At 72.4% G+C, this 12,091-nt stretch carries 5 protein-coding genes; all 5 read left to right on the top strand.

Annotated features, from left to right (window positions below):
• Positions 1-62: 62 nt before the first annotated feature.
• From KSK32_RS23705 to KSK32_RS23725, 5 genes are read left to right on the top strand one after another with little or no spacing between them, the layout of a single operon-like run.
• A complete protein-coding gene (locus KSK32_RS23705) occupies positions 63-971 on the top strand; it encodes a DUF4132 domain-containing protein (protein WP_254187162.1) in 909 nt (302 codons plus the stop codon).
• On the top strand, positions 968-5,698 hold the full coding sequence (locus KSK32_RS23710) for a hypothetical protein (RefSeq protein ID WP_216933176.1): 4,731 nt from the start codon (positions 968-970) through the stop codon (positions 5,696-5,698). The genes KSK32_RS23705 and KSK32_RS23710 overlap by 4 nt, the downstream gene beginning before the upstream one ends.
• Positions 5,695-6,810: an AAA family ATPase gene (locus KSK32_RS23715; RefSeq protein WP_216933177.1), complete on the top strand. Its 1,116-nt coding sequence runs from the start codon at positions 5,695-5,697 to the stop codon at positions 6,808-6,810. The genes KSK32_RS23710 and KSK32_RS23715 overlap by 4 nt, the downstream gene beginning before the upstream one ends.
• Positions 6,794-10,243, top strand: coding sequence for a DUF5682 family protein (locus KSK32_RS23720; protein ID WP_216933178.1), 3,450 nt, complete (start codon positions 6,794-6,796; stop codon positions 10,241-10,243). The genes KSK32_RS23715 and KSK32_RS23720 overlap by 17 nt, the downstream gene beginning before the upstream one ends.
• The gene (locus KSK32_RS23725; protein ID WP_216933179.1) at positions 10,240-11,997 is read left to right on the top strand and encodes a hypothetical protein; all 1,758 of its coding nucleotides are present in this window, start codon (positions 10,240-10,242) and stop codon (positions 11,995-11,997) included. Before KSK32_RS23720 ends, KSK32_RS23725 begins: the two co-directional genes overlap by 4 nt.
• Positions 11,998-12,091: the final 94 nt, after the last annotated feature.

A 12,091-nucleotide genomic window follows, 5' to 3' on the forward strand; every position in this document is an offset into this window, starting at 1 on the left:
GCTGTCGCGGGTCTGCGCATCCCCTTGACGGTGATCTTCCAGTGTCGGTCCCGGATGGCACAATGCCGCTCACTGCCCGCCGGGAGGAGATCAACATGGGCTGGCTGTCGGCCGGTGCCGATTACGAGGTGAGCCTGGAGCGCGGCCGGGTGGTCGCGCGGAACCGCCAGGGAAAGCCGCTGAAGAGTTTGCCGAAAGCGTTGCGCGATGCCGACGTGGTGGTCGGCCTGCGGCAGCTGTCGGAGTGGTTGAAGCGGCACGAGCTTTCCTGCCGGCGTGAGGTCGAGCAGTGGATGATCCGGTCTCTCCCGGTGCCCACCACGGTGATCTGCGAGGTCTGGGCAGACGATTCGTGGCGGACTCCGCTGCGTGATCTGGTCGTGGTGCCGCTCGACGACGCCGGGCGATGGGATACCGACCGGGCGGGGCTGCTACGTGACGCGGACCCCGAGAAGGGTCTCGGGGTGGTGGACCTGGATGGCGAGAGTGGCCGTCTCACCGTCGAGCAGGTTGTTCTGCCTCACCCGGTTCGGCTGCCTGAACTGGCGGATCTGCGGGAGTTCGCCGCCGACCTGGGGGTGCGGCAGGCGACGCTGCAGCTGTTCCGAGAGGTGTGGACGCGGCCGGAGTCCGACGACGAACGACGGCGGGAGGTGTCCCGGTACGCCGGCGGCCGCTACAAGGAGTTGCGCCACGTGCAGGCGAGGACGACGTCGGCGGGTTACCGCGTGCAGGGCGGCGCTGCGTCGCTGCGGGTGTGGGAGGACGGTATTCCGATCGTCGCCTCATTGTGGATCGGCGAGGGCGATCCGCTGTACGAGACCGAGACCGGCCCACTCAACTTCACCGGTCCTGCAGGGGAGGCGGTGGCGCTGGCGGCGGTGGGACCGGTGGCGTGGTCGGAAGGAATGCGGATGGCGGCGAACCTGTACGCCGGCCGGGTTGTCGACGAGGACGGTGAGCAGGCGTGAGTGAGGCACTGTTGGAGGCGGGGGCCATCCTGCCCGGTGGTGAGGCGCAGGCGGGACGCGACGTGGTGACCGCCCGCCGTTACACCCATCCGGCGCTCAGTGGCCGGGCCGTGGTGCGTCTGGCCGGCGCCACCCTCGGCGAGGCCGAGGATCTGTCGATGGAGTTCCTCGGCTTCAGCCGCAGCGTCGAACCCACGCCGGTGGGCACGGCCCGCCGGCAGTCGCTCGGATTCCCGGCCTGGGCGCTGATCAACGATCCCGCTAACGGCCGACACGCACTCGCAATGGTCAAGGACATGGCGCGGCTGGCCCGGACCGCCGCCTCCAAGCCGGGCAACGCCCGCGAGGGCTACCAGCAACTGGCCACTCGGCTGGGCGCAGCAGCACCGCATTTCCTGCCGACGTTCTGGGAGCAGGCCGGGCGGGCGTTCCTCGCCGCCGACAATCCGCGGATGGCCGGCGGCTGCTTCGCCGAGGCCCGTCGGGCCGAACAGATGCACGGGCTCGCAGTGGACGAGGAGCGGCTGCGGGAGGTGCATCTGGAGTTTGCCTTCGCCGGTGCGCTGACGGCGAAGATGCTGACCGAGTATTCCCGCGCGGTCGCGGCACGGCGGACGGCGCTCGAGGCGTACGAGATGGTGCGGACCCTTGCGATTCGTCGCGTCGCCGGCGGGTTGCCGCCGTACGCGGGAATGGCCGAGGACCTGCGGCGGCTGGCGAAGGCGGCCGGCGTGGACGTCGAGGAGCAGGCCGAGGCGGTGATCCGGCAGTTGCTGGCGTTCCCCGCGATGGCTCGCTCGAGCGAGCCGGTGTGGAAGGCGTACCGCAAACCCCTGATGCGGCTGGCCAGGCGGGACCCGGCGGTGCGTACCCGGTTGGTGGAGATGTTCCCCGAGCCGCCGGGCTGGTCGACGGATGTCACCGACTTCTGGCTGGAGCTGCTGGAGGCGGCCGGCACGCTCGATCTGCTGCGGGACGAGGCGGCGGCGGTGTCCGCGGCGCGATGGCTGGAGCGGCTGATGGCGCTGCGGGAACGGCGCAGCCGACGCCGCTGCGAGAGGCTCATCCGTGTGGTGGCGGACCTGGTGCCGCGGCTGCGGGCGGAGGGCCGGCCGGTGAGGTTGTGGAGCGACTTCGCTCACCGGGCCGACCTGGACGTTCTCGACGTCTGCCTGACCGGCGGGGTGCCGGTGGCGGTGGAGACAGACAGCAGTGCGTTCAACGTGTCCGCCTGGGTGCAGGACGACGGTCCCGGCCGGCGAGACCTGCGGGCCGTGGCCGCCGACCCCGAATGTCGGGTGCTGCTGGCGCGTGGGGCGGCCGACGCGCTGTCGGGGCTGCACAGCAGGCACGGGTCGGAGCCACTGTCGGCGCAGCTGGTCACCGAGACGCTCGGAGCGGCCGGCCTGCGCGAGGTGTTGTCCGAGCTGCTCGTCGAACGGGCCGCTCGGATGCCGGAGGGTACCTTGATCGGCTTGGACGAGGCACTGTCCCAGCTCGCGGCCGTGTGGTCGCCCGCCGGCGTGGCGCTGGCACCGGAGGCGTTCACCGCCTTGGCGCGGGTCGACGTGCCTGCGGTGCTCGCGCGGTCGTTGCGCGCCGGTCTGGTCGCTGAGCTGTCGTGGCCGGCTTATGAGCAGGTGGCCGAGGACAAACTCGGCCGACGCTACGGCGACGGTTGGCCGCAGCTGGTGGTGCAGGACAACCGGACGGCGCACGTCGTCGACGTCAACGGCCTGATCAGCGAACACATCTTCCGGTATCCGCCATCGGACAGCCCACACGCGCGCAACTCCTACTCCGACACCAGCTGTCGGCTGGTCGATGGGCAGCTCCTGGTCACCTGGTACAGCACCAGCGGCCGGCTTGTCGGCTACTGGTCCGCCGACCCGGACGTGCTGGTTGAGCCCGACCAACCGACGGACCACGCCCTGTGGGGCCGACGGTCGCTGCCGTTGCCGCTGCCCGAAGGCGCGACGACCACGGGCGGTCGGCCCTGGCACGCCGGAGACACCCGCGGCCCGGCCGGGACATATCCGGTCGCCAGTGACGGGGTCTCGTTCTGGCGCTGTGAACGGCCCACCGACCCGACGGCCGGTGAGCGGCGTTGGCGGGAGTACGACCCGGCGACGGGCGAGGGCGGTCGCTACAGCCTGCCCGCGTTCTTCGCCACCGACCTGCCGCGCGACGGGGTCCTCCTGGCTGACCTGTGTGAGTTGCGGCCGGCTCCGGCAGAGTTCGCCTCGTCGCCGCTGGGCTGGCGGGACGGGCTGGTGGGGTGGCGGGTGACCCGGCTGCCGGACGGCACGCAGGTGGGGGAGGGGGTTGACGGGCGGCGGGTGTCCTGGCACCCGACCGCGGTGCGGGCCAGCCGCAACCCGTTCCACAGTGACGCGCTGGTGGCGGGGCTCCAGCTGCCGGGCAGCGACGTGGTACTTCCGGTGACCGGGCGGCCCCATCACCGGGCCGAGTTGGAGCTGACGGTGTGGAGCGCCGACGGCCGCGAGCCGGTGGACCGTTGCAGGACATCCCGGTACCTGCCGCCGCTGGCCTGGTGGCACGCGCTGGGCGCGCGCGACGGGCAGGGCTCGGCCCGCCTGCGGCGTATCGACGCCGCCGACGCGGCCCGGCTGATGGCAATCGCCGACGCCGTCACGAAGTCCACCGAAATCAATGCGGCCGCGCTGGCCATCGTCACCGAGGTGCTGACGGAGGTGACCGACCCCGTCCTGCGTTCCGCCTTGGCGGACAAGGTGGTGCGCGCGGTACGCCTGCGCCGGCGACTGGAGGGGCTGCCACAGTTGTTGGCGACCGACCCGGTCGAGGAGAGCACCGTCGAGACCGTCGCCGACGATGTGCTGCGCACCGCCTGGTCAGGGCTGCTGCCAGCGGAGAGGTTCACCTACTACTCGGGCAGAGCGCAGACCCGGCACGATGTTCTCCGGCAGGTCACCGCGGTCGCGGACCTTCTCACGGCCGGGACGGTCGAGGACGTACCGGAAGCCACCCCGACGTGGGTGGACGCCCTCGGCGGACTCGGCGCCCTGGCCGTCCGCGCCGCCGCACTGGTGACCGGCGAGCAGGAGCGGGCCGCTTTGACGCAATTGGTGTCCACCCTGGCCGGTACCATCCTCTCCGACCCTGGGCAGGCCGTGCGGGTGCTCACCGTGACCTGGGACGAGGCACCTCCGGAGAGCCAGCGGACCGTTCAGCGCGACGGCGGCCAGGTGACGGTGCTGCTGCCGGAGCGCAGTCCCACCTGGTACGCCGGGCGGAGCAAGCAGTGGCGGCGTACGGCGGTGCAGCTGTCCCCGGACGGGCGGTTCACCCCGCCGTCGGGCGCCACCGTCGAGGCGGAGATCGTCGCGGCCGGCTGGCGCGGCGCCGATCGCATCGCGGCGTTCTGCCGACTGCTCGCCGAACAGGGCCCGGCCCGCTGGCGTGCGGAATGCGTCGATGACCTGGTGCAGCGCACCGGCATGACGCGGGCGGAGGCCGCTCTGCTGCTGGCCGGTCTTCCCGGCATCGACGAGTGGCAGGCGAACTTCCTCACCGCCGAACAGCGGCGCATCCTCGGCGTGAACACCACGCAGGCGCGCGCGGCCCGCGACGCCATGAAGTCCCTGTCGTACGGGCAGCGGATCGCGCTGGTGGACGCGGCGATGCCGCGGGACCCGGCCGATCTGTGGCGGCGGGGCCCGGACGTCGACGGGCTGGCGACGGCCTGGCTGGCACTGCGCGGCGTCCGCGTCGTCATCGGCGAGCACCTGCTTGCCGACGCCACCCGTGTCCTGCCCACGACCCAAGCGGCCGACATCCTGCAGACGATCGCCAACCCGGCACCGGGAAGCTGGCTGACGACCGACGGCGAGAGCCGCCCCGGCGACTGGGGCCGACTGGAGACCACCGCTACCAGCGGAACCCCGTTCGACGGCAACCACCTGTACGGGTGCACGGTGGCGCTGCTGTGGCTGGCGTACGAGTTGCCGTGGGGTGACCCGATGCGCGACGCCCTGCCTCGGGCTCTGGAGCTGCTGCGGGAGCGGCTGCGCAACCCGCGGTTGCTGATCGGCGCCGGGCGACACGAGGTGGACGAGCCACCCCAGGCGGGGCCGGCGCTAGTGCCCGGACACGCCTTCCGGGACACGGTCGTGCACCATCTCGCCCCGGCCCGCCTCAACGGACCGCATGATCCCGCGGTCAGCTTCATCTCCGGCCCGGTCGCGGACGCGCTGCGGCTGGTGCTCTCCCCGGACATCACCGCCGTGCTGGCCACCCCCGACGGCGTCGGCGGCGAACACCGCGACCCGCGGGTCAGCGCACCCGAGCTGGTCGACGCCGTCGCGGTTCACACCGGCCTCGACCGTGACCCGGCGAGTTACTACCTGCAGCTGCTGGCCCTGCCCAACCCCACCGATGTCAACGTGCGGACCTGGAACGCCTGGAAGCCCGCCACCCTCAAGCAGGCCCAGGCGGCTCTTCTCGACGCCGGTCTGGTGCTGGCGGGCAAGCGGGAACGGGCGGGCCGCGGCGTCTTCCTGCCCGGCGGCTGGCTCGCGGCAAAGGCCCCCAGCACGCCGATGGAGACCTGGAAGCAGCCGCTGTACCTGTTCCTCAACGGACTGACCCTCGTCAACCGCACCATGCCGGAGCTGTACCGCGCAGCGTGGGATCGCGTGACCGCCGGTGACAACCCCCGCTACCTCGACCTGCAGGAGAAGGCGTGAGCACCCGACAGATCGACCCGCCGGAGCACCTGTACGCCGACGAGCTGGCGTTCCTGGCCGCCGCCGACCGTGGTCCCCGCCCGCCCGGCTGGCGGCTGACCCCTCATGCCGTGGTCACGTTCATCGCCGGTTCCGCCGGCCGCCCCGTGCCGGGCCCCGACGGCCGTCAGGTCACCATCGCGCCGAAGTTCGTGGGGGAGCGGGCCCTGATCGAGCGGTGTGTGGTGACCCTGGCCGGTGAGCGGGGCCTGCTGCTCGTCGGCGAACCGGGCACTGCCAAGTCGATGCTGTCCGAGCTGCTCGCCGCGGCGATCTGCGGCACAAGTGCCTTGGCCGTGCAGGGTACGGCCGGTACCATCGAGGAACAGCTGCGCTACGGCTGGAACTACGCGCTCCTGCTGGCCAAGGGGCCGTCCCGGGAGGCGCTGGTGCCCTCACCGGTGCTCACCGCCATGACCACCGGCGCCGTCGCCCGGGTCGAGGAAATTACCCGCTGCCTGCCCGAGGTGCAGGACGCGCTGGTGTCGATCCTGTCCGACCGTCGGTTGGTCCTGCCCGAGCTTGCCGACGACCCCGTCGCCTACGGGGCCCCCGGCTTCTGCGTCATCGCCACGGCGAACCTGCGCGACCGCGGCGTGTCCGAGATGTCTGCGGCGTTGAAACGGCGGTTCAACTTCGAGGTGGTCCCGCCGATCGCCGACTTCGACGCCGAGGTCGCCCTCGTCACCCGGCAGGCCCGCGCCACCGTCGAACGGGTCGGCGCCGCGTACACGGTGGACGAGGCGGTGCTGGAGACACTGGTGACCGCCTTCCGTGACCTGCGCACCGGCAGCACCGTCGAGGGCTGGGAGGTGGAACGCCCGTCCTCGGTCATGAGTACCGCCGAGGCGGTCGCCGTCGCCACGTCGATCGGCCTGTCCACCTCGTATCTGCCCGGCCCGGATCCGTTGTCCCTGCTCCCCGGGCACCTGCTGGGCGTGGTGCGCAAGGACGACCCGGCCGACCACGCGCGGCTGCTGGCGTACTGGGACGGCGCCCTGCGCCGACGCGCAGAGGCCGGCGGCCGGATGTGGCGGCAGCTCTGGGAACAGCGCGATGTCCTCCGCGACTGACCACATCACCGCCGGCGACCCCCGCGCCGCCGTCGCACGTCTCACCGACACCGGCCGCGTCACCCTGATCGGAGTGCGGCACCACTCGCCGGTGCTCGCCGCGGCGATCCCCACCCTGTTGGACGCGGCCGCCCCGGACGCGGTGCTGGTCGAGTTGCCCGCCGACATGCAGCCGTGGCTGCCCTGGCTGGCGCACCCCGACACCCACGCCCCGGTCGCGCTCGCCGCCGCCGACGGCGACGAGGGCGGACCGCTGGCGTTCTACCCGTTCGCCGACTTCTCCCCCGAGCTGGCCGCGCTGCGGTGGGCGCAACGTCGAGGCGTGCCGGCCCACTGCTGCGACCTGCCGCTGACCGACCCGGCCTGGCAGGAACGTCCGGCCGTCGGCCCCCGGGCGAGCGGCTACGCCGACACCGTGCGGTCCGCCCTGACCGGGCGGACCGGCGACGACCTGTGGGACCGCTGGGTCGAAGCCGCAGCCCCCGGTTCACCGCCCGAGGCGGTACGCCGATCGGCGCTGGCGGTCGGCTGGGCGCTGCGTGCCGATGCCACCGCCGGCGGAATCGGCGCCCTCGACCAGCGGCGCGAGGCATGGATGCGACAACGCATCGCCGAAACCCCGGGCCGCCTCGCCGTCGTCGTCGGCGCTTTCCACGCCCCCGCCTTGACCACACTCGCTCAGCCATCGCCCAACACACCACCCGACGCCGAGCCGCCACGGCGCGCACCGGTCATCTCGCTGGTGCCCTACTCGTTCGACCTGCTCGACGCGCGGTCGGGCTATCCCGCCGGAATCCGCGATCCTCGCTGGCAGCAGGCTGTCCACGAGGCTCATGCCGACCCCACCGCGCTGGCCGCCCGCCTGCGCGGCTTCGCCGTCGAGATCACGCGCCACCTGCGGGACCAGGGACACCCCACGGGACCGGCGGAGGCCGCCGAAATCACACGGCTCGCCCACGATCTGGCCCGACTGCGAAACCTGCCCACCGCCGGACGCGGTGAACTCGTCGAAGCGCTGCAGACGGTCCTCGCCCAGGGCGAGCCGGTCGGCCGCGGCCGAGCGGTCGCCGCCGCCATGCAGCACACCCTGATCGGACAGCGCCGTGGTCACCTCTGCCCGGACACACCCGTCTGCGGGCTGACCCCCGCAACCACAGCTCTCTTGCGGCAGTTGCGCCTGCCCGGCCCCGGTGAGGTACCTCGCACCGTTCGCCTCGACCCGCTGCGTAACCCGCTCGACCAGCGACGAGAGGCCACCCTGCAGCGACTGCGGGCCTGCCAGGTGCCCTACGCCGAGCCGGTCGAGACCACCACGGCCGACACCCTCACGACCCGCTGGCGGTTGCACTGGCAGCCCGGCACCGAAGCCGCCCTCGCCGCCGCCAGCCCACACGGCGTCACCCTCGCCCAAGCCGCCGCCGGCATGCTGAACATCCGGCGCCGCCGTGAGGTTGCCAACGGCGGCCCCACCGCCGCACAGGCCATCTCCGGGCTCGCGCGCGCCGCCGCCTGCGGCCTGCCCGACGCCGTCGACGTCCGCCTCGCCGACCTGCACGCTGCGGCGACCGGCACCGCCACGCTCGCCGAACTCGCCAACGCCAGCCAACTGCTGCAGCGGCTGCAACGCGGGCACATCCCCGCCACGCCGTCACCACCGACGGGCCTCGGCGAGCACCTGGCCCACCTGCACGCCGCCGCTGTCCGCGCCGTCAACGGGCTCGCCGGATCGACCGATGCGGGGGACGCCCGCGCCCTGCTCGACCTCGTTCGGCACGCCGACGACAGCGGCCACCTGCTGCGGCTCGGTGACGCCGTCAGCCGCCTCGCCCGTGAGGGATCACCGCTGATGCGAGGAGCGGGCCACGCCGTCCAGGTGCTGCTCGGCCTCGCCGAGCCCCATTCGTTCGGTGCTGCCCTGGCGTCCTGGGCCGAGATGCCCGCCGCCGAGTGCACCGACCGACTCCGTGGAGCACTCAGCGTTGCCGGCGCCCTGCTGGAGGCCGGCGGGGAAACGCTGGCCCCGCTGCTGGACACCGTAGACGGCTGGGACGACGAGCACTTCATCCGCCGGCTGCCCGCGCTGCGCGGCGGTTTCGACGCGCTGAGCCCCGCCGATCGGGACCGCCTTCTGGACACCGTCCGTCACCGCATTGGTGACCTCGACGCGACGATGACCGTCGCACCGAGCCTGCTCGCCGACTGGCTCGCCGTCGACCAGAAGGGACGCCAGGCCCTGACCGCCCTCGGACTGCCTGCGGGCACAAGCGACAGCGCCGCCGAGTGGTCGGGTCCACCACCGCCCCCGGCAGAATCCCGCCAGGCATCCCGCCCCCAGACGCTCCCCGCCGCGCAGCGCTGGCGACTACTGCTCGGCCGCCGCCGCGACGACCTGCCACCGGGCGCCCGCCGACTCGCTACCGCGCTCGATGAGCTGTACGGGAACGGCAGGGGAGAGGGCTCTCACACCACCGCCGGACCTGGCGGCGGACGACAACCCGCTTACCCCCAGGTGCGCGACTGGGCTGGCGACCTCGAAGCGCTGTTCGGCGCGGCAGTACGCGACGAGGTGCTCGCCCGCGCCGCCGAACGCGGACGCGCTGACGCCCTCCTCACCATCGCGCCCGAGAACGTCCGACCCTCGGTGGAACTGCTGCACACCGTCCTGGCTCTGGCCGGCGGTCTGCCCGAGGCGCGGCTGCACCGACTGCGCCCACTCGTCGCCTGGCTCGTCGCCGAGCTGACCGAGCAGTTGGCCCGACAGATCAGACCGGCACTCAGCGGACTCGCCACACCACGGCGCAGCCGCCGACCCACCGGGCGCCTAGACCTCGGAGCCACCGTCCATGCCAACCTGCACACCGCGCACATCGACTCCCACGGCGCGGCCCAGATCAGCCCCGAACGGTTCGTCTTCCGCAGCCGCGGTCGACGCAGCGTCGACTGGCAGGTCATCCTCCTCGTCGACGTATCCGGGTCGATGGAACCGTCCACTATCTGGTCCGCGCTGACCGCGTCCGTCCTCGCCGGCGTGACGACCCTGCGAACCCACTTCGTCACCTTCTCCACCGAGGTCGTCGACCTGACCGACCGGGTCGTCGACCCGCTCAGCCTGCTGATGGAGATCAGTGTCGGCGGCGGCACTCACATCGCCGCCGCCCTACGCTACGCCCGGCAGATCGTCACCACCCCCAGCCGCAGCCTCGTCGTGCTCGTCAGCGACTTCGAAGAGGGGCATCCCATCGGCGGACTACTGGCCGCCGTCCGGGCGCTCGCCGACGACGGCGTCACCCTGCTCGGCTGCGCCAGCCTCGACGACCGTGGCCAACCCCGCTACAGCACCGCCGTCGCCGGGCAACTCGTGGCTGCTGGGATGCCCATCGCCGCGCTGAGCCCCACCGAACTCGCCCGCTGGATCGGAGACCAGGTCAGATGAGCCTGCCGGACGTCGCACCACACGTCACCGCCGACGCCGTCGCCGCCCTGCCCACCCGGCTGCGGTCCAAGCTCGACCAAGCTCTCGAGAAGCAGCCGACCTGGACCATCACCTCGTCCGACTCCGGCGCGACGATCGCCTTGGACGACCATGTCACGGTCACCCTCACCACGCCGGTCGACGCGGCGGACCGAGCCGCCTGCAACTGCCTGCTCGCACCACGCTGCCTGCATCGGGCCGCGGTGCTCAGCGCCGCACCCGTCCTGACCACGCAGCCACACCATCCGGTCGCAGCCGGACCGGACGTGGCCACCGCCGGGGCCGTCGTGACCACCGAAGCCGACCCGCCGGATGCCGCCGCCCCGTCCACCACCGCCGAGGAGAAGGCCGCCGCCGCCCAGGTACGCGACGTCGCTGCCCAGATCCTCGAACACGGGGTGGCAGGCGCCGACGCGGTGACCCAGGCGGACCTGCTCCGCGCCATCCACCAGGCCCGCGCCGTCGGACTGCCCCGACTGGCGACAGCCGCGACCAGAGTGGTTGAACAACTGCGCGCAGCCCGCCGGGGAATCCCCGGATTCCGGCTGGCCGACCTCACCGAGGATCTGCGCGAGGCGCTGACCGTCTGTCACCTCCTAATCGAAGGTATCGGTGACCAGCGAGCCGCCCGGGGCACCAGCCGGCGCGGCTACAGCCCGGTCGGCGACCTGCACCTGTACGGGCTGTGCACCGAGCCGCTGCGCACCACCACCGGCCACGTCGGCGCGATCAGCTACCTGACCGACGGCGATGCGACGATCTGGAGCCTGGCGCAGGCACGCCCCGGCGACGGCGACACAGCCCGCAACGCCGCACACTCAAGCGTCAACCTCGGCGACGTCACGCTGAGCCACCGTGAGTTGTGCCGTGCCGGGATGATCGCCGTCAATGCTCACGCATCCGTCGACCGGCGACTCAGCCACGGCAGGACAACGCAGGCCGTACGAACCACAGGCCGCAGCTGGCGCGAGGAACCAGCCGACGCCCTCTGGCGGCAACCGATCCCCGAACAGGCCGCCCGGTGGTTGAACGCCCTGGAACTCGCCCGCCACGAGCGGCCCGCCGGCCACGACCTCGCCTTCCTCGACGGCGTTCTCGCCGCCGACCAGCGAGGTCTACTCCTACAGACGGCGCAACTGCCGGGGCCGGTCACCGTCCTGGCACCACACGACGATCCGGTGCTTCCGTACGTCGCGAACCTGCGCCTGCTCGCCGCCCACGCCACCGGCATGCCGGTACGGATGATCGGACGCTTCCACGGACCCCGGCAGGTCCACGGTCTCGCCGTTGCCGCGTCCTGGCTGCCGGACCGCTTCGGCGGACACGTCGACCTTGGCGTCGACCAGCTGCAGCGCGCCGACCTACCCGGCGCCGCGACCACGGAGCCTCCGGGCGCTGACCAACCTCAACCGCCGCTGCATCTGCTCGCCCACCACCTACAACGAGTTGTTTCCGCCGGCCGCAGTGCCCTGATGTCGGACGTCGATCGGGACGCGCGGGCGCTGCTGGACGCCCAGCTGCCGACAGCCGCGTTTGTGCTGCAAGAGCTGCGGCGCGCGGGCCACCGGCGTAGCCGCGACGCTTTCGGCCGCTTGAATCAGCAGGACTCCGCCGCCCTGGCGGTGGCGTGGCTGACCGCTGCGGCCTATCAGCAGGCTGCGACTACAGCCGCAGCCGTAGGATCATGGCAATCCAGGTGGCAGCCGTCAGCCTGATGCTGCCTCTGGGCACCTCCGCTTCGGGAAGCCCTGCTGTTGTGGTGCTTCAGGAGCGGGAAATGTATGTGCTCGACGTGGACAAGAGACGGGT

Origin of the sequence: Micromonospora sp. WMMB482, assembly GCF_019038635.1 — a bacterium.
GTDB lineage: Bacteria > Actinomycetota > Actinomycetes > Mycobacteriales > Micromonosporaceae > Micromonospora > Micromonospora marina.